Source organism: Photorhabdus australis DSM 17609 (genome assembly GCF_000711895.1).
Taxonomy (GTDB): Bacteria; Pseudomonadota; Gammaproteobacteria; order Enterobacterales; family Enterobacteriaceae; genus Photorhabdus; species Photorhabdus australis.
On the sequence record NZ_JONO01000009.1, the window covers coordinates 83,451 to 108,543 of the forward strand.

The window sequence follows — 25,093 nt, forward strand, 5'->3', positions numbered from 1 at the left end:
ATAAAATAACGGGAACCATTAAGCCCCCGTTATCTATTCAGAAGATCTCAGATTACATATGCTGGATAATAGCGTCACCAAATTCGCTACATTTCAACAGCTTAGCACCTTCCATCAGACGCTCGAAATCATAAGTCACGGTTTTCGCGGCAATCGCACCTTCCATACCTTTAACAATCAGATCTGCGGCTTCTGTCCAACCCATATGACGTAACATCATTTCAGCAGAAAGAATAACGGAACCTGGGTTCACTTTATCCTGGCCAGCATATTTTGGTGCTGTGCCATGAGTTGCTTCAAACAAAGCACACTCATCACCGATGTTCGCGCCCGGAGCGATACCAATACCACCTACCTGAGCAGCCAACGCATCAGAAATATAGTCACCATTTAGGTTCATACAAGCAATAACGTCATATTCAGCAGGACGCAACAGAATCTGTTGCAGGAAAGCATCTGCAATCACATCTTTGACAATGATCTCTTTACCATTTTTCGGGTTGTTAATTTTTACCCAAGGCCCGCCATCGAGCAATTCACCGCCAAACTCTTCACGAGCTAGCTGATAACCCCAGTCTTTAAAAGCGCCTTCGGTGAATTTCATAATGTTGCCTTTATGAACCAAAGTTACAGATTCACGGTCATTATCAATTGCGTATTCGATAGCCGCACGGACTAGACGTTTAGTACCTTCTTCAGAGCATGGTTTGACACCAATACCACACTGTTGTGGGAAACGGATTTTACTCACACCCATTTCATCTTGCAGGAATTTGATTACTTTATCCGCTTCGGCAGAACCCGCTTTCCATTCAATACCTGCATAAATATCTTCAGCGTTTTCACGGAAGATCACCATATCCGTCAACTCAGGTTGTTTAACTGGGCTTGGTGTTCCCTGGTAGTAACGAACCGGACGAAGGCAAACATACAGATCTAATTGTTGACGCAATGCTACGTTCAAAGAGCGAATACCACCACCAACCGGTGTCGTCAGAGGGCCTTTGATAGCGACTCGGTATTCACGGATCAGATCCAGCGTTTCATCCGGCAACCAAACATCTTTGCCATATACATGAGTAGATTTTTCACCCGTGTAGATTTCCATCCAAGAAATTTTACGCTCACCCTGATAGGCTTTCTGAACCGCTGCATCGACAACTTTCAACATCGCAGGGGTAACATCGACACCTATCCCATCCCCTTCGATATAAGGGATAACCGGGTTATTCGGAACAACCAGTTTACCTTTAGCGTCGACTGTTATTTTTTTACCTTCCGCCGGAATAACTACTTTGCTTTCCATTAACCTCTCCTTTCAAGTAAGCGTAATGCCTTGTTAATTTTTTGTAAGGGACGTGTCAATACTACTTGAATATTCTGCGAACGCCAATCAATAGCAGACTAATGTATAATACCCCTCCCTTTTTGTTCAGTGACCTATGATGACAAATTTCCCTGTTAAAAAACACAAACTTGACCAATTCGGCCAAAGAAAAATATCAAATTCTGTCAAAAAACTAACAGGACCTCGACAGGTGCTGATATTCAACAAACCTTACGATGTCTTACCCCAATTTACCGATGACATGGGCAGAACAACACTGAAAGATTTTATCCCGTTTCCTGATGTTTACGCCGCCGGACGTTTGGATCGTGACAGTGAAGGATTATTAATTTTGACTAATGACGGTAAACTGCAAGCACAATTAACCCAACCGGGCAAAAAAACTGCCAAAGTTTATTATGTTCAAATTGAAGGGATTCCAGATGAAGAATCACTCGATAAATTGCGTAAAGGCGTCATCCTAAAAGATGGGCTTACTTTACCCGCAGGTGCCGAATTAGTTCATGAACCAACCTGGCTCTGGGTTCGTCATCCACCTATTCGTGAACGTAAAAGTATCCCTGTAAGCTGGTTAAAAATAACGCTTTATGAAGGTCGAAACCGCCAGGTACGCAGAATGACAGCCCATATTGGTTTCCCCACGCTTCGGCTGATTCGCTTTAGTATGGGAACTTTACAATTAGGCGAGATGAAACCCGGTGAATGGAAGGAGATCAATGTTGTTTAGCCCTCATGTCACAGTTGCCTGTGTCGTCCATGCTCAGAATAAATTTCTGGTAGTTGAAGAGACAATTAATGGAAAAGCATTATGGAACCAACCGGCTGGTCATCTTGAAGCTGATGAAACGCTATTACAGGCAGCAGAACGTGAATTATGGGAAGAAGCCGGCATCCGGGCTAAGCCACAAGCGTTGCTGAAAATTCATCAGTGGGTTGCACCAGACAACACACCATTCATCCGTTTTTTATTTCTGGTTGAAATAGAACAACAAATAGCAACCAATCCACAAGACACTGATATTGACTGCTGTCACTGGGTTACGGCAGAACAAATACTAAACAGCCCCCGTCTTCGTTCTCCTCTTGTTGCAGAAAGTATCCGCTGTTATCTGCAAAACAAAAAACATCCCCTTACGATACTGGATAACTATGCCACTGCGTTCAATTAACAGTAAAACAGTCATGTGTTTGATGCGCCCTTGCTTGCAACGTGTTAAAGTACGACGCTTGTTTTTTTCTCCAGTGAGATTCCCATGTCAGATAACAGCCAGAAAAAAGTCATTGTCGGCATGTCCGGCGGTGTAGATTCCTCCGTTTCCGCATACCTACTACAACAACAAGGTTATCAAGTGGCTGGCTTGTTCATGAAGAATTGGGAAGAGGATGATAATGAGGAATACTGTTCAGCAGCAACTGATCTGGCTGATGCTCAATCTGTTTGCGACAAACTGGGCATTGAACTTCATACCGTCAATTTTGCTGCTGAATATTGGGATAATGTCTTTGAGCATTTCCTTTCTGAATATAAAGCGGGCAGAACCCCTAACCCAGATATTCTGTGCAACAAAGAAATTAAGTTTAAAGCGTTTCTGGAATTTGCTGCTGAAGATTTAGGGGCAGATTATATCGCTACAGGTCATTACGTCCGCCGCAAGGATATTAACGGAAAAAGCCAGTTACTGCGTGGACTCGATAATAATAAAGACCAAAGCTACTTCTTATATACCTTGAGCCACCAACAAATCGCTCAAAGCCTGTTTCCTGTCGGTGAACTGGAAAAGCCGGACGTTCGCCGCATTGCTGAAAAAATCGGTTTGGTGACTGCAAAGAAAAAAGATTCCACAGGTATCTGTTTTATTGGTGAACGCAAGTTTCGTGATTTCCTTGGCCGTTATTTACCAGCCAAACCTGGCCCAATTGTTTCTGTGGATGGAAAAAATCTCGGTGAACATCAAGGGCTAATGTACCATACACTGGGTCAGCGTAAAGGTCTGGGAATCGGTGGTACAAAGGACGGCACCGAAGAACCGTGGTTTGTAATAGATAAAGATATTCAGAATAATATTCTGATAGTAGCGCAGGGGCATGAACATCCTCGCCTGATGTCTACCGGTCTTATTGCCCAACAGCTTCACTGGGTAGACAAACAACCATTAACTGAAAAAATCCATTGTGTGGTCAAAACACGCTATCGTCAGCAAGACATTCCTTGCACGGTTACACCAATAAACGAAGATAAAATAGAAGTACGTTTTGCTAACCCTGTCGCCGCAGTCACACCCGGCCAATCAGCTGTCTTTTATCAGGGTGAAATCTGTCTTGGTGGTGGCGTGATTGAACAACGTTTACAGGAGTAATTGTGGCAAAGAATTATTACAATATTACACTGGCGCTAGCAGGAATTTGCCAGTCAAGTCGACTGGTGCAACAACTTGCCCATGAAAACCAGTGTGATACAGATGCTGTTACAACTATGGTGAATAGTATCCTGAACACTAACCCAACATCCGTTCTAGATGTATTTGGCAATCATGAACGCAATCTGCGTATCGGACTGGATGCCATTCTGGGGATATTTAGTGGCGGTAATAATAATATTTCCGCCGATCTTACCCGCTATATGCTAAGTCTTATGGCTCTGGAACGCCGTCTGAATAAACATCAGGAAGCTTCCGATGCACTTGGTAACCGTATTAATCTGTTAGAACGTCAGCAAGCACATTTTGAGCCCATGTCAGAAGGTATGTTTAATACATTGGCGGGTATTTACGTCGATGTGGTGAGTCCACTTGGCCCACGTATCCAAGTAACAGGCTCCCCTGATGTTCTACGTAATCCACTTGTACAGGCGAAAGTTCGGGCTATTCTGCTGGCTGGAATTCGTTGTGCCGTCTTATGGCAGCAAGTTGGCGGCGGTCGCCTGCAATTAATGTTTTCTCGTCAACGCCTGGTACAACAGGCGAAGAATATTCTTGCTCATTGTTAAATAAAACCCAGGAGTTGCTACCAATGGAATTATCCTCACTAACTGCTATTTCTCCAATTGACGGACGCTACAGCGATAAAGTCAGCGTATTACGTACCATTTTTAGTGAGTTTGGTTTACTGAAATTCCGCGTGCAGGTTGAAGTACGTTGGCTGCAAGAACTGGCAAAATGTGCTGAAATTAAAGAAGTTCCTGCTTTTGATGCAAACGCAAACGCTTACCTGGATGAAATTATTGCGAATTTCAATGAACAGGACGCAATGCATATCAAAACTATCGAACGTACCACTAACCATGATGTTAAAGCGGTAGAATATTTTCTAAAAGAGAAGGTTGAACACCGCCCTGCACTGCATGAAGTTTCCGAGTTTATTCACTTTGCTTGCACTTCTGAAGATATTAACAATCTATCCTATGCGCTGATGTTGCAAACAGCCCGTGAAGAAGTGCTTTTACCACAATGGCGTCAGGTAATTGATACCATTAAAAAAATGGCTCATGAATACCGAGATTTGCCTCTGCTATCTCGTACTCACGGCCAACCAGCAACTCCTTCCACTGTTGGAAAAGAGTTTGCAAATGTGGCTTACCGGATGGAACGTCAGTATCGTCAACTGGAACAAATCGAAATATTAGGCAAAATCAATGGCGCAGTAGGTAACTATAATGCCCACATAGCCGCTTACCCACAGATTAACTGGCATCAGTTCAGTGAAACGTTTGTCACTTCACTCGGTATTAAGTGGAATCCATACACAACTCAAATCGAACCACATGATTATATTGCTGAATTGTTCGATTCTATCGCCCGTTTTAACACGATTCTGCTTGATTTCAACCGCGACATTTGGGGTTACATCGCACTAAATCATTTCAAACAGAAAACTATTGCTGGTGAAATTGGTTCTTCCACTATGCCGCACAAAGTTAATCCAATTGATTTTGAAAACTCTGAGGGCAATTTGGGGCTGGCAAATGCGGTATTAGGTCATCTGGCAGGTAAACTACCCGTTTCTCGCTGGCAGCGTGATCTGACAGATTCAACCGTCTTGCGTAATCTTGGTGTTGGTCTGGGATACGCTCTAATTGCTTATCAATCTACAATGAAAGGTTTAAACAAGCTGGAAGTTAATGAACAACATCTGTTGGATGAACTGGATCAAAACTGGGAAGTGCTTGCTGAACCTATCCAAACCGTCATGCGCCGTTACGGTATTGAAAAACCTTATGAGAAATTGAAAGAGCTTACCCGTGGTAAGCGCGTCAATGCTGAAGGTATAAAAGCTTTTATTGATGGCTTGGATCTACCAGAAACAGAGAAGACTCGTCTAAAAGCCATGACTCCAGCAAATTACATTGGCCACGCAATTACTTTGGTTGATGAACTATACCCAATAGATTTCAAGATGGATCGCGACGGCAAGGGAACGAAATCCCCGGGAGCATAGAGAACTATGTGACCGGGGTGAGTGAGTGCAGTCAACAAAGAGGCAACTTGAAAGATAACAGGTATAAACTGATTAATATTTCACAGGTGGATAAAATCTCCACCTGTTTTCCTCATTTATATAAACCAATCCCAAACACACATTAAAGTTATATTCTATATTTCCACCTGGCGACTTGCTGTTACATATCCATGTATCTAACATGTTTATCGAAGTCCATTGTATTGAATTTTTTGCTGGCAATTTTGTCTATAATAGCAGTCTTAATAAACTGATTATCGTATATTGCTTGCTGGAGTTTAGAAGGAATATTCCATGCGGATATTGATTGTTGAAGACAACATGTTACTACGCCACCATTTGACGGTACAACTGCGTGACACAGGTCATCTGGTTGACGCTGCCGCAAATGCTAAAGAAGCTGATTACTACCTGGCAGAAAGCGAACCAGATATCGCTATTGTTGACCTTGGTTTGCCTGGAGAAGATGGTTTAAGCCTGATCCGTCGCTGGCGTCAGAAAGATGAGAAACTCCCCATTCTTGTTCTGACCGCCCGTGAAAGTTGGCAGGAAAAAGTCACCGTTCTTGATGCTGGTGCAGATGACTATGTCACCAAACCATTCCATCTTGAGGAAATTATTGCCCGTATGCAGGCACTCCTGCGCCGTAATAATGGATTGGTTTCTCAAATTATCGAATTCCCACCTTTCAGAATTGATCTGTCACGCAAGGAATTAACAATTTACGGTGAAAGTGTCAAACTGACAGCTTTTGAATATAAAATTATTGAAATACTAATGTGCAATAGTGACAAAATTGTCACTAAAGAGTCGTTAATGCGTCAATTATATTCAGATGCTGAACTACGCGAAGGCCATTCTATTGATGTTTTAATCGGTCGGCTAAGAAAGAAAATACAAGATGTTTGGCCTTATGAGGCTATCGTGACTGTTCGCAGCCAAGGCTACCGCTTTGATGTATAAGACCTTAATATGTAGAAAAGTGCTTAAACGCCAAAAGAAACCTTTTTCACTCCGTACCCGGTTTTTAATGGCGACTGCCGCAGTCATTCTGGCTTTAACAATGTCTTATGGTATTGTTGCCATTGTCGGCTACCTGGTCAGTTTTGACAAAACTGCTTATACACTACTACGCAGTCAGAGCAACTTGTTTTTCAGCCTTGCTCAGTGGAACAACAATAAGCTGGATATTTCAGTACCACCCAATTTCACACTAAACAACCCATCATTAGTTCTGATTTATAATAACAAAGGCACTATCCTCTGGCGTCAACGTCATATTCCCAAAGTAGAAAGATCTATTCCAAGTGAATGGTTGAAGGAAGATGGATTATATGAACTGGATACTGACCTGAAAAGCAGCCGAGATTTGTTAAAAGACTCGACCAATATGCAGGGACAATTAAACAAACTTGGCACTCTCGACGAAAATGAAGATAACGAACTGACCCATTCCGTTTCTGTTAACAAATATAATGCAACAGAGCATCTACCAGAGTTAACTATCGTAGTAATTGATACTATTCCGCAAGATTTGCAGAAAACGGTTCTGGTATGGGAATGGTTCGGCTATGTACTCATTGCCAATCTTATTCTGGTCATCCCATTAATCTGGCTAGCAGCTCACTGGAGTCTTCGACCCATCAAATCGCTTATCCATCAAGTTAGCTCGTTAGAAAAAGGTGAGAGGGAAAAATTGGATGAGAATCCACCCGCTGAGCTGCGGGGATTGGTTCGTAACCTTAATGTGTTGCTCAATAATGAGCGCAACCGTTATACAAAATACCGTACAACGCTGGCTGATCTGACACACAGTTTGAAAACACCGTTAGCGGTATTGCAATCAACTCTCCGTTCTTTGCGCAGCAGTAAACAAATGACCATTGAACAGGCAGAACCTATTATGCTTGAACAGATAGGCCGTATTTCTCAGCAGATAGGCTATTATTTGCACCGGGCCAGTATGCGCGGTGATCATAGTACTATTATGCGAGAAATTTCTTCTGTTCCAGCTTTACTGGATAGTTTGTGTAGCGCTTTAACAAAAGTCTATCAACGCAAAGGTGTCAGTCTCGCGTTAGATGTATCGCCAGAAGTCACCTGGCTTGGTGAAAAAAATGACTTTATGGAAATCATGGGCAATGTTCTGGAAAATGCTTGTAAGTATTGCCTTAAATTTGTCGAGATTTCAGCAACTATGGATCATGATTCGCTGAAGATCATTGTTGATGACGATGGCCCGGGTGTTCCTGTTGATAAACGCGAAATGATTTTCCAACGGGGTCAACGTGTCGATACCTTACAGCTAGGTCAAGGGCTTGGATTATCTATTGCCGCTGAAATTATTGAACAATATAAAGGTGATATCAGCATCAGTGATAGCCCGCTTGGCGGTGCCAGAATTTGTGTCACATTCCGCTGTCAGCAAATTAACGACGACGATTAACTAAATATGCCTGTGCAGTCTGATACTAGATTTAACTATTTCGTTATAATGTCCTGAAACTCACCTCAACTCAGGATACCACTATGGATTATCAGTTGAATCTGGACTGGCAGGCATTTTTGCAAAATCATTGGCAAAAACAGCCTCTGCTGATTAAACAAGGTCTTCGTCAATTCATTGATCCCCTTACTCCCGATGAATTGGCCGGCTTGGCGATGGAAAATGAAGTTGATTGCCGCCTGGTCAGCCAGAAAAATGGTCGTTGGGATGTTTCCCATGGTCCATTCGAAAGTTACGATCATTTAGGTGAAAAGGATTGGTCACTGCTGGTACAGGCAGTTAATCATTGGCATCATCCTTCCGCCGCATTAATGCAACCATTCCGTGTACTATCTGACTGGCGAATAGACGATCTAATGGTTTCTTTCTCCGTTCCCGGCGGCGGTGTCGGCCCACACCTTGATCAGTACGATGTATTTATCATCCAGGGAATGGGACGACGTCGTTGGCGTGTTGGAGAAAAAGTGCCAATGAAACAACACTGCCCTCATCCTGATCTGTTACAGGTCGATTCATTTAACGCCATCATTGACGAAGAGATGGAGCCAGGTGATATTCTTTATATTCCCCCCGGATTTCCACATGAAGGCTACGCCATTGAAGATTCACTGAATTACTCAGTTGGCTTCCGGGCACCAAATACGCGTGAGCTATTCAGTAGCTTTGCCGATTACCTGCTAGCTAATGACTTAGGCAGCTATCGCTACAGTGATCCTAATCTAGCTTTCCGCGAAAACCCAGCATTAGTGCAGAAAAACGAGCTATCCACGCTACACTCAATGATGAATGAGTTATTAGCACAACCTGAAGTTTTCCAACAATGGTTTGGTGAATTTATCTCTCAGTCACGGCATGAACTTGATATTGCTCCACCAGAACCACCTTACGAAAGTGATGAAATTTATGAATTAATGAAGCAAGGCGAAAATATCCACCGCCTTCATGGATTACGGGTGATAAGAATTGGTGATCAATGCTTTGTTAACGGCGAATTAATGGATACACCTCATATTAATGCTACTGATGTTCTTTGCCATCATTATGAAATTAATGCTGAAATGCTTGGTGAAGCGATAGATGATGTTCGTTTTATTAGCTTACTTACCGCATTAATAAACAGTGGTTACTGGTACTTTAATGATTGATGTATCATTACAAAAGGTTAATTTAAACGGGACTGCCTAAAAGCCTATTCATTCCGTTTAACTGCTAATTCGATGATTAATTCACTGCCTTTTAATCAGAATTTCCGATTAAGAGGCAGTTTCTAACCTTCAAAAATAGAAGGTGATTAAATATAGCTATACCTGTTTATTTTATATCTGAAAAAGGCATTAATTACTCGATAGAAAATTCACTCAAAGCAGATGGATTATCAAAATATTATGATATTTCCCAAGGTAAAATCGACCAAAAATTTATATCTTCTTAAACATCATCAACTAAATTTTACACTAATGGTTATCCAGTAATACTTGAAGATACCTCTATAAAAAGCATTAAAAAATTCAACATTAATCTAAAAACAAAACAACAAAATCATTATTAATCAACGAATTGAAATAAATTCGTCAGAATCCTGAAAAGAAATATATCTTACAGGAATAACCATCGCCCTAATTAACACTACCAATTAAATTTTATTGATAATACTATTTATCTGATGGAAAGTGACTGGTATATTTAAAACCATATCACCCCCACATAAGGTAAATCAACAGCCGTATCCTGCTCCTTTGCTTAACTCTTCTCAGCTTTTTTAGACAACAAAGCAGTTAATTCGGCAATACGCATAACGACACTTACAGCCTGTTCCATTCCTTCCAACGAAATAAATTCATGTTTACCATGATAGTTATATCCCCCCATGAATATATTCGGGCAAGGTAAACCACGAAATGACAATTGTGCGCCATTAGTGCCACCACGAATGGGCTTAATAATGGGTTCTATATCACAATCTAGCATTGCTTGTTTTGCAATTTCGATAACATGCGGATATTTAATAATTTCATCGTGCATATTGTAATAATTGTCATCGATAGCCAGCTCGATATAACAATCGGGATGTAATCCCTTACCTGCTTTCTCAGCAATTTTGATCATCTTCTTTTTGCGTTCTTCGAAGTTATTTCGATCAAAATCACGAATAATATAATGCATTTCAGCACGCTCTGCCGTGCCTTTAATACGTTGCAGATGATAGAAACCTTCATATCCATCCGTATGTTCTGGTGTTTCTCCTGATGGTAATTCCTGATGAATACGAATCGCCAGCGATAAGGCATTCATCATGACACCTTTGGCATTACCAGGATGAACGTTGTTGCCAACAATCTTGACCGTGACTACTGCCTCATTAAAATTTTCAAATGCCAATTCACCCACTCCACCGCCATCAACGGTATAAGCCCACTCAGCATCGAATGAATTAATATCAAAATAACCAGCGCCTTTACCTATCTCCTCATCAGGTGTAAACGCGATCCGAATATCACCATGTGAGATATTGTTATTTTTCAAGCGAACCATTGCAGTAATGATTTCTGCAATGCCCGCTTTATCATCGGCACCAAGTAGTGTGCTACCATCTGTGGTAATTAGTGTTTTTCCTAACATATTATGCAATACAGGAAACATCACTGGCGATAACACTTCATTACCGCATCCTAAGGCAATTTCACCGCCCCGGTAATCTTCCAGCATTTGTGGATTCACATTTTTTCCAGAAAAATCTGGCGAAGTATCGAGATGAGCAATAAAGCCGATGGCCGGCACAGGCCACGATATATTAGCCGGTAATGTTGCCATCACACAGCCATGCTCACTCTGCACCACATTAGAAAAACCCAGCTCAATTAGCTCCTGTCTCAATGCGTTGGCGAGTTTAAGCTGACCATCACTACTGGGAATGGTTTTCGCTGATGGTTTTGACTGAGTATTAAAAGAAATGTATTTAAAAAAGCGTTCTAACAATCTGTCCATTATTCTCTTCCCCCTGGAACTTTGCTGTCCATTATGGGGAAGAGAAACATAATAATTATTGCGTCAAATCAGCTTTAAATTCTTTTATCTTATCAATTAACTTTCGGACATATTCATCCACTATTTTACTAGCTGGTCCATAGTGCTTTTCATCAAACAGACTTTCTACCTGACTCGGTTCCAGATTCAACTCTACCGTATGTGCGCCCGATAGCTTAGCTTCATGCACAAATCCAGCGGCAGGATAAACATGCCCGGAAGTACCGATCGCAATAAAAATGTCTGCCTGAGCCAGTGCAGAATAGATTTGCTCCATACCAAAAGGCATTTCACCAAACCAGACAATATGTGGACGTAATGGTGATGGAAACTGACAACAATGGCAGCGATCATCTGTAGTGAGTGCATCTGTCCATTCAAATACTTGCCCAGATTGACAGCAACGGATCTTAAGTAATTCACCATGCATATGTACCGTGCGATAACTACCGGCCCGTTCATGGAGATTGTCGATATTCTGTGTAATCAACAGAAAATTATCGCCCAGTTCATGTTCCAGTGCTGCCAAAGCATAATGCGCTACGTTCGGCTTTATATCTGGTTGCTGGAGTTGACGCCGCCGAGCATTATAAAACGCCTGTACCAATTCTGGATCTTTCTGAAAACCTTCAGGTGTAGCAACATCTTCCACTCGATGTTCTTCCCACAATCCATCAGAAGAGCGGAAAGTCCGAATGCCCGATTCAGCTGAAATACCCGCACCAGTTAGTGCTACTACGTAAGGTTTTTTCATATTAAGTGCCAATCGATTATCCCTATAGAAAATTCGGCTACGAAATCGCTGATGCCTCAAACGCCTAATCTTACGAAATCGACAAAGTCGACGACGAATACGCATATTGATTTCCTTTAAGATTTCTCAAGTTTCCTTTACACCATAGCGCTTTTGGTTCGCTGATGCCAATAATAGGCTTATTATTTCCCACTTAAAATTCGTGCTGGATCAAGCCTGCTTGCCCGTCTCGCTGGATACCAACTGGCTAATAAGCTCAAAATTAATGCCGTCGCTAAAACGTACAAAACATCCATGCTATGTAACTCTGATGGCAAGAAATCAATGAAATACACATCACCGGAAAGGAATTGATGGCCGATCAGCTTTTCCAAACCATGAATAAGAGAAGTCAGATTAAGCGATGCAAATATTCCGACTACGGCACCAACAATACTACCTGTCATCCCCGCCAGTAATCCATACCAGAGAAAAATGGCTCTAATTTGTGCGTCTTTTGCACCAAGTGTTCTCAGGATAGCGATATCTCTGCTTTTATCTTTTACAGCCATAATCAAAGTAGAAACGATATTGAAACACGCCACACCAATCACCAGAATCATGGCCAGATACATAATGCTGCGGACCATCTGAATATCCTGATACATATAGCCGTAATTCCTTATCCAACTGCTAATATAAACATATTCCTGCGATGCTTCTCCAGCCGCTTTTACTCGCTGATTAGCAGCAAACACATCATCAACTTTGATAGCAATTCCAGTGATCCCCTGCGCATAATCCAAATATCGCTGTGCATCAGCCAAGGGAATCAAAGCCAAGCTATGATCAAGTAAGCCACTTAATTGAAAAATCCCGCTGACTTGTAAACGAATCCGCTTTGGTTGCAACAGCTTCATTTCTGGATCGTTATTTGGGATCATAACAGTCAGCCAATCGCCTTGTTTAACCTTCAAAGCATTAGCAACCCCTTGCCCCAGAATGACTTGCTGATGACCAGGCTGAAAGTGTTGCCACGCATTATCCTGAACAAACGTTGGTAATGAGCTAACCTGAGCCTCTGTGATTAAATCAACACCTCTTACTTGAACAGCATGCAGGCTAACACCTTTTTCCATCAATCCAGTGAAGGTAATATAAGGTGAAGCAGCAATCACGCCTGTTGTGTTTTTCACCCGTTCTAATGCAGATTGCCACTGTTCAAACGGCTGATTGACTGCATAGATTTCACCATGAGGAACAACAGAAAGTATCCGGTTCTTCAATTCCCGTTCAAAACCATTCATGGCACTCAAACCAATAATCAGGACTGCAACCCCAAGCATAATTCCCAGAGTAGAAATCACCGAAATCAGGGATACCATTCCACCACCACGACGCCCCCGACTAAATCGCAGAGCAGTAACTAAAGAAAGAGGCAAATTTGCCATTACATTGCCCCCGTCAGGGTCAATTCATCTTGCAAATAACCATCACGCATCTCTACCTGGCGATCCAATCTGTTGGCAAGTTTTAAATCATGGGTCACTACCAGAAACCCAGTACCTTGTTGCCGATTAAGTTCACCCAGTAGCTCAAAAATACTATCTGCATTACGTAAATCGAGGTTACCGGTTGGTTCATCAGCTAAAACTAAAGACGGCTCATTCACTAATGCTCTGGCAATCGCCACACGCTGACGTTCACCGCCCGATAATTCCGACTGACGGTGATAAATTCGCTTCTCCAAACCAACAGCAGCCAGCATTTCCAACGCTTTCCTCTGTGCTTGATTTCGATCTTTACCACCAATCAGTAGTGGCATAGCCACATTTTCTATCGCATTAAAATCTGGCAACAGATGGTGAAACTGATAAATAAAGCCTAATTCATGATTGCGTAATTCTGCTCTGGCTCTGGAAGACATTTTATTCAGAGACTTCCCCTTAAACAGGACATCACCAGAAGTCGGCGAATCCAACCCACCTAGCAAATGCAGAAGCGTACTCTTACCTGACCCCGAGCTTCCTACAATCGCCATCATTTCGCCCTGATTGATAGAAAAGGTGACATTTTTCAGTACTTCGGTCAGTACCTGCCCTTCCTGATATTTTTTACACAGATTATTACACAACAGTAATGGTTGATTATTCATAACGCAAAACCTCAGCAGGTTGGGTGGCAGCGGCACGCCAGGAAGGGTATAACGTAGATAACAGGGCAATAATCATCGCTGAAATTGCAATTGTAGCGACTTGTAATGGTTCAATAGCAACAGGCAACTCAACACCTGAGGTCAACAAACCAAGAAGTGGCATTAAATTATTAAGCTGGCTCGAAAGTAGAACACCAAGCCCGGTTCCCAATAATGTACCGATAATCCCAGCGCCGGCACCTTGGATCATAAAAATTATCATGACCTGGCGGCGTGTCAGCCCCTGTGTTTGCAAAATCGCCACTTCACCCTGTTTTTCCATTACCAGTAAGCCAAGGGAAGTAATGATATTAAATGCAGCCACAGCAATAATCAGGCTCAACAACAACCCCATCATGTTTTTTTCCATCCTTACCGCCTGGAAAAATTCACCCTTGCGTTCACGCCAGTCTTTCCACAACAACCCTTCCGGCATGGTTTGCAGGCTCAAGCTATCCACCGCCAGCGGTTCTTTGAGATAGAGACGCCAGCCAGTAATATTACCCACTGGATAACGCATCAAACGAGCTGCATCTTGCTGATTAACCAGAATTTGTGTGCCGTCTACTTCACTGTTAGAAGCAAAAGTACCCACAATCATAAACAAACGTTGGCTGGGAATACGCCCCATTGGTGTCAATTGGCTTGCTCCTGGTACCATCAGACGAACTCGGTCACCACGTTTTACTCCAAGCTCCCCCGCCAGTTTCTCTCCCAAAATCGCGTTATAACTACCGGGTTCAAGTTGATGGCGATTGGTGTTAACCAAATACTCAGTCAGTGGCTCATACTCATCTGAAGTAATACCTAACATCACACCCACCCCAACATTGCGAGCGCTTTGCAACACAACATCGCCCATCGCTAATGGTGTAATCCTGTTGATTTGCTTCAGGTTCGCGAGTTCACTAGCCGGATGCTCTGAGGGATCCAGAGAACCGTTTACCGACGTCACAATAGCCTGCGGCATCAAGCCAAGAATGCTGGTTTCCAATGAACGTTCAAAACCATTCATCACTGACAATACCGTAATTAATGCAGCGACCCCAAGAGTAATACCGATTGCCGACAGCCATGAAACAAACCGGCCAAATTTGTCAGCTGCACGGCCACGTATATACCGCAAACCTATAAATAATGAGACAGATTGAAGCATGAAATCCGCCATATCAAAGAATTTGATTTAGAAACTGTGAATTAATGTAAAATACCATATTTTATCTCTAGTTATGTATACTTGAATATGCAAAACCAAAACTTATTCAAGTATATAATTACACATTATCACCGTTTCACCTAAATTTGCTTATTTCCAACTCCCAACTTTCTCTCAAATTGGCCGTTTGAGATATTTATTGACACCTGAACACACACAGTAACTTTGTCAGTTCTGTACCGCTATGATTTAGCTTGCCGCAGAATTTTGTCGAGATAAAGCGCCTGCAAAATCGTTTTATGGAAGCATTCGCCGAAATTTTGGGTTCTATTCACTACTTTATATGCTTACCTCATTCCTTTCATATCACTGATAAACTTCAATATTTAACTGTTCTGGATAAGTGTTAAGTTAAATTCTGCTGATAAAAGCACCAATTACATAATAACCAAATAACCGTAATAATAAGGAAACAAGTGTATGGCACAAATACAAATAAATCCTAATCAAGCTACTGATATCTATAATAATGGCAATATATTGATCCCAAGTTATCAACCTCATTTAGGAATAAAAAACGTCGGTCTGGCTCCCGTTAAAGTAAGTAGTCACTGGGCCCCTCCATTCGGAGATTATACTCAATATAGCGTTATTGAAGTCCCCCCCGGCGAGGTTGGAATACTTTTACCACCACCTAACCTTATTTACTTCTTCAAAGTTACAGCCACCAATCTCAGTGGCTTTTTAACTGCAAAAATTGAAATGGAGGTAGGAACACACAATACCCCGCCCTGGAAGTAAGACCGCATAACACTCAACCCTTTTAACCACACGCGATTCGGTTCAGGTTCAGTCAATATTGAATTCCAGCGCGTAGAATAGTAAGACCTGCATTTTTGCCAACAAACCCACTCTTGTGAAGTAAACCACTTTACTTGAGTGGGCCTTAACATCCCTTCCTCCACCGGTACAGAGCAAAGGTTTACGACGATTATAACTAAGGCAACTTGAAATCTGTTACTACCCTGTTGCCAAAGTAAAGTGTTCGAGGATAATAAGGGCAGCTATACTTTATGGAACCACCAACACCCTGATCTGTGGTTTTTTTATTTTCTCTCAACCTGCCAGCGTGTTTATTTTAGGGCCATTATGGGTCAAAAAATCTGTTGGGAATGGACTGAATCATAGAGAACACATTAACGCTTATGTCCTCAAAATACCGTTATGAACTCCCTGAACGCCGTGGTGATAGCCGCCAGTTAGGTCAGCTTACTGGTGCAGCCTGTGCTGTAGAGTGTGCTGAAATTGTCGAACGCCATCAAGGCCCTGTCGTACTGATAACCAAAGATATGCAAAACGCTTTACGTTTGCATGATGAAATCCATCAGTTTACCGACTGCCCTATCGATATACTTTCCGACTGGGAAACGCTGCCCTATGACAGTTTTTCTCCTCATCAGGAAATTATTTCCAACCGCCTGTCTACACTTTATCGTCTGCCAACGACGGTGAAGGGGATTTTAATCCTGCCGATAAATACCTTAATGCAGCGGGTTTGCCCACATGAATATCTTCACGGGCATGCACTGGTTATGCATAAAGGGCAAAAACTCTCTCGGAATAAACTCCGTGCTGAATTAGAACAGGCTGGCTATCGCAGCGTTGAACAGGTTCTCGAACATGGTGAATTTGCCACCCGAGGCGCGTTGCTTGACCTTTTCCCAATGGGAAGCGAACATCCTTATCGTATCGATTTTTTCGATGATGAAATTGATAGTCTGCGAATTTTTGATGTTGACAGCCAGCGCACGCTGACTGAGGTCAAGCAAATCAACTTACTACCTGCTCATGAATTCCCCACAGATAAAGACACTATTGAGCTGTTTCGTAGCCAGTGGCGGGAGCGTTTCGAAGTCCGTCGTGATGGCGAACACATTTATCAACAAGTTAGTAAAGGCACGTTACCAGCAGGAATAGAATATTGGCAACCGCTGTTCTTCAAGCAGCCCTTGCCATCGTTGTTTGATTATTTACCAGATAATACCCTGATTATCAGTCAGGACGTCAACAACTCCGCTGAGCGCTTCTGGCAGGACGTTCAGCAACGTTTTATAAATCGTCAAGCTGACCCAATGCGACCGCTTTTGCCACCGGAAGAACTTTGGCTTCCAGCTGATAAGCTATTCTCTAAGCTAAAAAACTGGCCTCGTATTCAACTCAAAACCGAAGAACTTAGTAAAAAAGCCAACCACACAAATCTTGATTATCAACGACTACCCGATTTATCCATTGTTGCACAAAATAAAGCGCCGCTGGATAAACTCCGCCGTTTCCTTGAACAGTTCAATGGCCGAGTTATTTTTTCCGTTGAGAGTGAAGGCCGTAAAGAAACACTTCAGGAATTATTGTCACGAATAAAAATTAAACCAATTAGAATCAGCAAATTATATGATGCACAACAACCAGGTCACTTTTTGATGGTTGGTGCGGCTGAACATGGCTTTATTGACAAAAAGAATGAACTTACTCTGATCTGTGAAAGTGACATGCTTGGGGAGCGTGTTGTTCGCCGTCGTCAGGATACTCGCCGCACTATTAATACCGATACTCTGATTCGTAACCTTGCAGAATTACGCTCCGGTCAACCCGTCGTCCATCTGGAACATGGTGTTGGTCGTTATCAGGGATTAACCACTCTCGAAGCAGGTGGCATCAAAGCAGAATACCTGATACTACGCTATTCTGGTGATGATAAACTCTATGTCCCTGTATCTTCACTGCATTTAATTAGCCGCTACGCAGGTGGCGCAGATGAAAATGCACCATTACATAAACTCGGCGGTGAAGTATGGAGCAGAGCTCGTCAAAAAGCCGCAGAAAAAGTCCGCGATGTGGCCGCTGAGCTGCTTGATATTTATGCCCACCGGGCAGTAAAGCCAGGATTCGCCTTTAAACACGATTGGGAACAATATCAACTATTCTGTCAAAGCTTCCCATTCGAAACCACGCCAGATCAGGAACAAGCTATCAATGCCGTTCTGGATGACATGTGTCAACCTATTGCGATGGATCGTCTGGTTTGCGGTGATGTGGGATTTGGTAAAACCGAAGTTGCAATGCGTTCCGCATTTCTGGCAATCCAGAATAACAAACAAGTGGCTGTACTGGTTCCGACAACACTTCTGGCTCAGCAACACTTTGACAATTTCCGTGACCGTTTTGCTAACTGGCCTGTACGTATTGAGATGATATCTCGCTTTCGCAGTGCAAAAGAGCAGCAACAAGTGGTTGAAATGGCAGCCGTTGGGCAAGTAGATATTATCATTGGCACCCATAAACTGCTGCAAAGTAACCTGCGCTGGAAAGATCTTGGTTTGTTAATTGTCGATGAGGAACACCGATTTGGTGTACGCCATAAAGAACAGATTAAAGCCATGCGTGCGGACGTCGATATTCTGACGCTTACCGCAACCCCTATTCCGCGAACACTCAATATGGCAATGAGTAGCATGCGGGATCTTTCGATCATTTCAACTCCTCCCGCTCGCCGTCTGGCAGTCAAAACATTCGTCCGCGAATATGACAGCCTGGTTGTTCGAGAAGCAATGCTGCGTGAAATCCTGCGTGGTGGCCAAGTTTACTATCTTTACAATGACGTTGAAAATATTGAGAAAACCAAATTACGTCTTGAAAAATTGGTACCAGAAGCACGGATCGCCATTGGTCATGGGCAGATGCGTGAGCGAGATTTGGAACGGGTGATGACTGATTTCCATCATCAACGATTTAATGTCCTTATCTGTACGACGATTATTGAAACTGGCATTGATATTCCAAGCGCTAACACTATCATCATTGAACGTGCTGACCATTTTGGCCTTGCTCAATTACATCAACTACGTGGACGTGTTGGACGTTCCCATCACCAGGCTTATGCTTATCTTCTGACTCCACATCCGAAAGCAATGACAACCGATGCCCATAAACGCCTGGAAGCAATCGCCTCACTCGAGGATTTAGGAGCAGGTTTTGCGTTGGCGACTCACGACCTTGAAATTCGTGGGGCCGGTGAGTTACTTGGTGAAGAACAAAGCGGCCAGATGACAACTATTGGTTTCACACTCTACATGGAACTATTAGAAAGTGCTGTCGACGCGCTAAAAGCAGGTCGTGAACCTTCACTTGAAGACTTAACGAATAGCCAGACTGATGCTGAATTACGCATGCCTGTCTTGTTGCCTGATGATTATATTCCTGATGTTAATATACGTTTGTCTTTCTATAAGCGGATTGCCAGTGCCAAAGACCAATTAGAATTAGCTGAATTAAAGGTTGAATTGATAGACCGATTCGGCGCATTACCTGATCCAGGACGTTATTTATTACAATCAGCGGCCATTCGCCTGTCCGCGCAGAAATTAGGTATTAAGCGCATAGAAGCCCACGAAAAAGGGGGATTTATCGAGTTTAGTGAAAAAAACAGGGTTGATCCCACTTATCTGATCGGTCTATTACAGATACAGCCTGAAATTTACCGACTGGACGGTCCCGCCAAGCTTAAATTCATTACTGACCTGAATGAAAGGGAATCACGACTGGAATTTATCCAGCAATTGCTTAGTTCTTTTGAACAGCATCAACTCAACGCCTAAGTCACTTTTCACTTCCCCACCCGTGATTGATTATCAATCCGTGGGGAAGTGCTGTAATTCTCCTTCCTTGCACAACTAAATCATCCATTTTTTCCACAAGCTAATTTTATCTGGGCTACTAGATAATTGTGTTGTGACTTATCCATCCGTATTTCTCTCACTCATTATTATTACCTTGATTAGATTAGAAAAAAGATCAATTTCCATAAAATACCCATCAGATATAGTCATGCCAGTAATAGCAACCCGATTTAACAATGGTTATTTTAATTTTCACTATACCATCCCGCTATAATTATTATTTTTACTTATACATATGTGACCTTATATACCTCAAAATAATAACTAGAAAAAAATAATAACCACCTTAACTTCATTATTTAAGTACAATTTTATTAGATCACCGATATAAGACTATTCAAGTATTTCCCTCCACATACATCTATTCAGCTTAAGTTGCCATTCAATTTCAGTCATCGTACCAGTTATCTAATATTTTAATAATATTGGGAAATTGTGCCTTATTGTAACAATCAATCAAATATATTGAGTAATTATAGAAATCATATTCAAACATATTGTTTATTAGAAAACAAATTATTATATATTCCTAAATATTATATTATCTTTTAATTGCATTATCTTACACTTCGTCTATACCAATTAGTTAAACCACTATTTATCTATTAAGAAGGAAACAATAGATATTTATAACAAGTATGAGAAATAGTCATTATGCAAAGTGTTACTGATAAGAATATTACTTCCGATAATATTTCCTCTAAAAATATTTCTATGCAGATTCTGCATGAATTGTTGCAATACCGCCGACGCCTGACCGATTCAGAAAGAAATTCAGTTCAAGAAGAAGAGATTATTAAAAGTGTACAGTTACCCAGAATTGAGTATTTTATCAGAAATAAAAAGCCTATAGAGTTTATTTTGCCAGCATTCCCAACTAAATCGCCAAACAAAAACAAAGTACTTGGTACTTCCCCGGATATGGCAGAACGCTTGTCTTTAACTTTTCTTAATTCTCTGTGTCAGCGTATCCAGCTTTATTATTCTCCCGGCGCACGCATTATCATTTGTTCAGATGGGCATGTTTTCGGTGATCTAATTCGTGTCAGAGATGAAGTTATTAGCCAATATCATGAAGATATTAAGCAATTACTTCATGAAATGGGAGCTATCAACTTAGGTACCTTTAATCTCAATGACGACAAGGACCTCTGCGATCATAGCGATAATTTTGATTTACAGAGAAATATGTTAGTAAAACATTACGCTCGATCTGAAGAATCCATCAAAGATGAATTATTGAAGAATAATGATGGGTTACAATTGTATCGTGCAGTCACTCGTTTTTTATATGAAGACAGTCTATTACCTGGCTATACCGGATCAAACAATGCCCTGCAAAAAGATGCCAAACAAAGAGCTATCGGTGTTATTCAACGAAGCTGGGCATGGGGAAGTTTATTAGATACTCATTTCCCAAAAGCGATACGTCTGTCTATTCATCCTCAACCCGCAGACAGTATTAAATTCGGTATTCATATGATGCCAACTAGGGATGACTGGTTAACTCCCTGGCATGGAGTCGCAGCCAATGTAAATGGGCAATTTATACTTATGAAACACAAAGAAGTTCAAATGATGGGCGGAAAACTAGTCAATATTCATGGAAAACCCAGCCACTATGTAATTTAAAGGAAAAAGATGATGACAGAATTAAATAAATTTCAGACAGAAGAGATAATTCCTTTTGGTCTAAAAATTACACCTCAATATTCCGATCAACATATTGATACTCTATCAGTGGAAAAACTGAAAGAGCTGACTAAAAAACACAATCTGCTTATATTACGTGGTTTCAAATCTAACTTATTCGATCACGAAAAATATGAAGAATATGCCCGTAATTGGGGAGAAATAATGATGTGGCCGTTTGGTGCTATCTTAGATGTTCGTGAACATCAAGATGCTACCGATCATGTCTTTGATAACAGCTATATGCCGCTTCACTGGGATGGCATGTATAAACCAACAATTCCCGAATTTATTATGTTTTATTGTGCCCACGCGCCTGAAAGTGATCAAGGAGGCAGGACAACCTTTGTCAATACCCGTCGCGTTATTGCTAATGCTACTCAGCAACAATTAGAGCAATGGAAAAATATCTCTGTTACTTATCGTATTAATAAAGTCACTCATTATGGCGGAGAAGTTCATTCTCCTCTACTAGAAGAGCACCCGGACGGAAACGGCTACGTCATCAGATATAATGAACCAGCAATAGACGGTGAAAAGTTCCTGAATAAACATAATATTGAATACCATAATATCAGCTCTGATCAAGTAGCCGAATTCCAGCAAGATTTCATAAACATCTTGTACGACAAACGCCATTTATATGCCCATGCCTGGCGAAAAGGCGATCTGGTAATTGTGGATAATTTCTCTCTACTACATGGACGTGAAGGGTTTACCTCCAAATCTGAACGGCATTTACAGAGAATCCATATCCAATCTAATCCGGTCTTTAATAATCAAGCGTTAAGGTCATAGTATTCTTAACCAACAAAAAACTAGAAAGACTATTATTTTGACTCCCATTGTAGTATGCTGCCGGCATTACCAGTGCAAGCATTAATAACCAGCTAAAGCTAAAACAAATTCGGGAGTCAATAATGATTCGCTCTTATAACACACAGGACATGGATGCTATTCTGCATATTTGGTTATCAGCATCATTGATTGCCCATAAATTTATTGATGCTGATTTCTGGAAAAGCAAAGTAGATGATATGAGAAATATCTATATTCCATTATCAGAGAATTATGTATATGAAAAGCAAGGTTCTGTAATAGGTTTTTTTAGCTTGTATGAAAATAGTATTGCTGCGATCTTTGTTGCACCATCAGAGCAAGGAAAAGGTATCGGGAAACAACTTATCAACTATGCGAAAAACCTACGGAATAAACTGGAGTTAGAAGTTTATTGCCAAAATACAAATTCCATCAATTTCTATCTTAATTGTGGTTTCACAGAAAAAGAGAAAATAATAGATAAAAATACAGGTTATCCATCACTATTAATGGAATATATTAGAAACTGACCTTTTCAATCAAACCCGCATTATAATCTAAAGAAATGAGAAATTTATTTCCCGATAGATTATAATTTTATTTTAAAATCACACTCAGTAATAGTCAATATAGATAGTCCAATCACTCTCTATGGACTGAGAAATAATAATAATTTTAAATACCCAACTATAGTTATACTAAGGAGGCAATTAACACTAAAGAGGAAAATAACAATGTCCATATCTCTGAAGTATTTTAAATCTGCCAAATTTGACGGGAATCTATATCTTAAATGTCATGGTAAAATGGATAAAGATACAGTAATAAAATATACATTAACCAATTTAACCACAAAAGAGATATATGAATGTTACAGTGAAGATAATCAACTCGCTTGTTTTACTTCTCTTAAACCCGCAAATTATATAATAGAAACCACTATCATTAAAGACGGTAAAACTATTAAAATCCTTACACCAGAAAATATAGAGATAAAAGAATCAGACTTGCTATTTGATATAGATAAGGCAATAAATAAAAATGCAAGTAATGATATTAATATTAACCATATCCCTCCGAAACAAACTCTATCTAAAGATAGAATTACCTCTCTAAAAGGAAACAATCATATTCTAAATGATAATTTAAAGTACCATCTTGAGATCATGTTTTCTACCGATGGATTAAAAAGATTCGAAGTCGAAAGGGTTGATTTATTACCTATTTTTAATTCATTTAAGCATAAAATAGATATAAGGCCGATTTTTGATAAAGAAGATTTCGATAAAAAAATATGGAAAACTCCAGAATTTAGTAAATTAACTTATCTTTATAAAATGAACGCTGATATTAGTCATTCTGATTTAGTAAAATTAGCCAATGAGCTGGAAAAACTGGATTATGTCGAGTTTTGCTCTCTCATGCCTGAGCTGAAAAATATGCCCCCACCTCCTTTGCTTTTAGCACAAAAGATCCCCTCCAAATTCACTGCTGATACCACTACACCTGATTTTTCACATCTACAGGGATATTTAGACGAGCACAATGGTATGAATATCCGAAATGCCTGGACTGAAGGTTATAAAGGTCAAGGTATCACTGTACACCACCTTGATTTTGGTGTTTACAGAAACCATGAAGATCTGGTTGGTAATATTACAGTTATCAATAGTCGCCCAGAAACACAAGATTGTAATCACGGCACAGCCGCCACCGGCTGTATTTCCGCAAAGGATAATAAATTCGGTGTGACTGGCATTGCTCACGAATGTCAATTCCGTTTTTATGATGTCGATGATTTTGATAGAATCATATATAACTTTTTACCAGGAGATATTATTAGTTTAAATATTCAAATTGTAGCCAATAATAGATATTATCCTTTTACCTATTTAGCATCTAATTGGCAAAAAATAAAAAGTTGTGCCGACGCAGGGGCAATCATTATTTTTGCTTCTGGTAATAGTGGTATTAATTTAGCCTATGACTTCACTTTCCCTAATTATGGCGATCCTGGTGGTATTATGATCGGCGCCTGTACATCAATTAATGGACACAGGTTAGGCTTTTCCAATCATAATCTCCATACCAGTTTAAATTCCTGGGGTGAGAATGTCACAACCACTGGATATTCAAACTTACAACGCCTACCAGGAAATAATAGAAACTATACTCGTAGCTATAATGGGACATCCAGTGCAACACCGTTAGTCTCAGGTGCATTAGCACTCATTCAGTCTTATGTAAAATCAAAATATCATAAATATCTTAATTGCTCTCAAATAGCAACATTGGTTAAAAGCAGTGGCCTTTCAATAGGAGAACTACAGGGAATTGGCTCGCGTCCGAATGTCGCAAATGCTTTCAAACTCATTGATCGTCTATTTTCTTAATTGAGTAAGTTATTTCAAGTAAAAAGGTTATGTCTTATAA

20 protein-coding genes are annotated in these 25,093 nt (G+C 40.9%); 14 read left to right on the top strand and 6 right to left on the bottom strand.

The window, feature by feature from the left end; all coding sequences use genetic code 11:
* Positions 1 to 52 precede the first annotated feature (52 nt).
* Positions 53 to 1,306 carry an NADP-dependent isocitrate dehydrogenase gene (icd, locus tag BO26_RS04740; protein ID WP_036769332.1) on the bottom strand — a complete coding sequence of 418 codons (1,254 nt, stop codon included), beginning with the start codon at positions 1,304 to 1,306 and terminating at the stop codon, positions 53 to 55.
* 139 nt (positions 1,307 to 1,445) lie between these two features.
* Between icd and rluE the strand changes: the two genes are divergently transcribed.
* The 8 genes from rluE to BO26_RS04780 all read left to right on the top strand — a co-directional run bounded on the left by rluE (position 1,446) and on the right by BO26_RS04780 (position 9,454).
* The gene (rluE, locus tag BO26_RS04745; RefSeq protein ID WP_036769335.1) at positions 1,446 to 2,075 is read left to right on the top strand and encodes a 23S rRNA pseudouridine(2457) synthase RluE; all 630 of its coding nucleotides are present in this window, start codon (positions 1,446 to 1,448) and stop codon (positions 2,073 to 2,075) included.
* On the top strand, positions 2,068 to 2,517 hold the full coding sequence (locus tag BO26_RS04750) for an NUDIX hydrolase (RefSeq protein WP_036769435.1): 450 nt from the start codon (positions 2,068 to 2,070) through the stop codon (positions 2,515 to 2,517). The genes rluE and BO26_RS04750 overlap by 8 nt, the downstream gene beginning before the upstream one ends.
* Before the next feature lie 84 nt (positions 2,518 to 2,601).
* On the top strand, positions 2,602 to 3,705 hold the full coding sequence (mnmA, locus tag BO26_RS04755) for a tRNA 2-thiouridine(34) synthase MnmA (protein ID WP_036769338.1): 1,104 nt from the start codon (positions 2,602 to 2,604) through the stop codon (positions 3,703 to 3,705).
* A 2-nt stretch (positions 3,706 to 3,707) separates the two neighbouring features.
* Positions 3,708 to 4,334, top strand: a complete 627-nt coding sequence (hflD, locus tag BO26_RS04760; protein WP_036769340.1) for a high frequency lysogenization protein HflD — start codon at positions 3,708 to 3,710, stop codon at positions 4,332 to 4,334.
* A 23-nt stretch (positions 4,335 to 4,357) separates the two neighbouring features.
* The gene (gene purB, locus BO26_RS04765; RefSeq protein WP_051690876.1) at positions 4,358 to 5,782 is read left to right on the top strand and encodes an adenylosuccinate lyase; all 1,425 of its coding nucleotides are present in this window, start codon (positions 4,358 to 4,360) and stop codon (positions 5,780 to 5,782) included.
* A 315-nt stretch (positions 5,783 to 6,097) separates the two neighbouring features.
* The gene (phoP, locus tag BO26_RS04770; RefSeq protein ID WP_036769343.1) at positions 6,098 to 6,766 is read left to right on the top strand and encodes a two-component system response regulator PhoP; all 669 of its coding nucleotides are present in this window, start codon (positions 6,098 to 6,100) and stop codon (positions 6,764 to 6,766) included.
* 19 nt (positions 6,767 to 6,785) lie between these two features.
* Complete coding sequence (phoQ, locus tag BO26_RS04775; RefSeq protein WP_036769439.1) at positions 6,786 to 8,249, top strand: two-component system sensor histidine kinase PhoQ; 1,464 nt, start codon at positions 6,786 to 6,788, stop codon at positions 8,247 to 8,249.
* Positions 8,250 to 8,332: 83 nt separating this feature from the next.
* Positions 8,333 to 9,454: a ribosomal protein uL16 3-hydroxylase gene (locus BO26_RS04780; protein WP_036769346.1), complete on the top strand. Its 1,122-nt coding sequence runs from the start codon at positions 8,333 to 8,335 to the stop codon at positions 9,452 to 9,454.
* Positions 9,455 to 10,049: 595 nt separating this feature from the next.
* Here the strand turns inward: BO26_RS04780 and pepT are convergent.
* The 5 genes from pepT to lolC all read right to left on the bottom strand — a co-directional run bounded on the left by pepT (position 10,050) and on the right by lolC (position 15,416).
* Positions 10,050 to 11,294, bottom strand: a complete 1,245-nt coding sequence (gene pepT / locus BO26_RS04785) for a peptidase T (protein WP_036769349.1) — start codon at positions 11,292 to 11,294, stop codon at positions 10,050 to 10,052.
* Positions 11,295 to 11,349: 55 nt separating this feature from the next.
* Positions 11,350 to 12,192: a Sir2 family NAD+-dependent deacetylase gene (gene cobB / locus BO26_RS04790; protein WP_036769352.1), complete on the bottom strand. Its 843-nt coding sequence runs from the start codon at positions 12,190 to 12,192 to the stop codon at positions 11,350 to 11,352.
* A gap of 77 nt (positions 12,193 to 12,269) precedes the next feature.
* Positions 12,270 to 13,517 (bottom strand): lipoprotein-releasing ABC transporter permease subunit LolE, encoded by a 1,248-nt coding sequence (gene lolE, locus BO26_RS04795; RefSeq protein WP_036769355.1) that lies wholly within the window; start codon positions 13,515 to 13,517, stop codon positions 12,270 to 12,272.
* Entirely contained in the window at positions 13,517 to 14,221 is a 705-nt protein-coding gene (lolD, locus tag BO26_RS04800; protein ID WP_036769358.1) for a lipoprotein-releasing ABC transporter ATP-binding protein LolD, read from the bottom strand. The genes lolE and lolD overlap by 1 nt, the downstream gene beginning before the upstream one ends.
* Entirely contained in the window at positions 14,214 to 15,416 is a 1,203-nt protein-coding gene (gene lolC / locus BO26_RS04805; RefSeq protein WP_036769361.1) for a lipoprotein-releasing ABC transporter permease subunit LolC, read from the bottom strand. Before lolC ends, lolD begins: the two co-directional genes overlap by 8 nt.
* A 480-nt stretch (positions 15,417 to 15,896) precedes the next feature.
* On the opposite strand from lolC, the gene BO26_RS04810 reads away from it, so the two are divergent.
* The 6 genes from BO26_RS04810 to BO26_RS04835 all read left to right on the top strand — a co-directional run bounded on the left by BO26_RS04810 (position 15,897) and on the right by BO26_RS04835 (position 25,053).
* On the top strand, positions 15,897 to 16,217 hold the full coding sequence (locus BO26_RS04810; RefSeq protein ID WP_036769365.1) for a hypothetical protein: 321 nt from the start codon (positions 15,897 to 15,899) through the stop codon (positions 16,215 to 16,217).
* 404 nt (positions 16,218 to 16,621) lie between these two features.
* On the top strand, positions 16,622 to 20,068 hold the full coding sequence (mfd, locus tag BO26_RS04815) for a transcription-repair coupling factor (RefSeq protein WP_036769368.1): 3,447 nt from the start codon (positions 16,622 to 16,624) through the stop codon (positions 20,066 to 20,068).
* A gap of 735 nt (positions 20,069 to 20,803) precedes the next feature.
* Complete coding sequence (pvcA, locus tag BO26_RS04820; protein ID WP_036769371.1) at positions 20,804 to 21,781, top strand: L-tyrosine isonitrile synthase; 978 nt, start codon at positions 20,804 to 20,806, stop codon at positions 21,779 to 21,781.
* Positions 21,782 to 21,793: 12 nt separating this feature from the next.
* Positions 21,794 to 22,639 (top strand): TauD/TfdA dioxygenase family protein, encoded by an 846-nt coding sequence (locus BO26_RS04825; RefSeq protein ID WP_036769373.1) that lies wholly within the window; start codon positions 21,794 to 21,796, stop codon positions 22,637 to 22,639.
* A gap of 122 nt (positions 22,640 to 22,761) precedes the next feature.
* Positions 22,762 to 23,190: an N-acetyltransferase gene (locus BO26_RS04830; protein ID WP_036769376.1), complete on the top strand. Its 429-nt coding sequence runs from the start codon at positions 22,762 to 22,764 to the stop codon at positions 23,188 to 23,190.
* A gap of 204 nt (positions 23,191 to 23,394) precedes the next feature.
* Entirely contained in the window at positions 23,395 to 25,053 is a 1,659-nt protein-coding gene (locus BO26_RS04835) for a S8 family peptidase (protein ID WP_036769377.1), read from the top strand.
* The last annotated feature ends 40 nt before the right edge of the window (positions 25,054 to 25,093 follow it).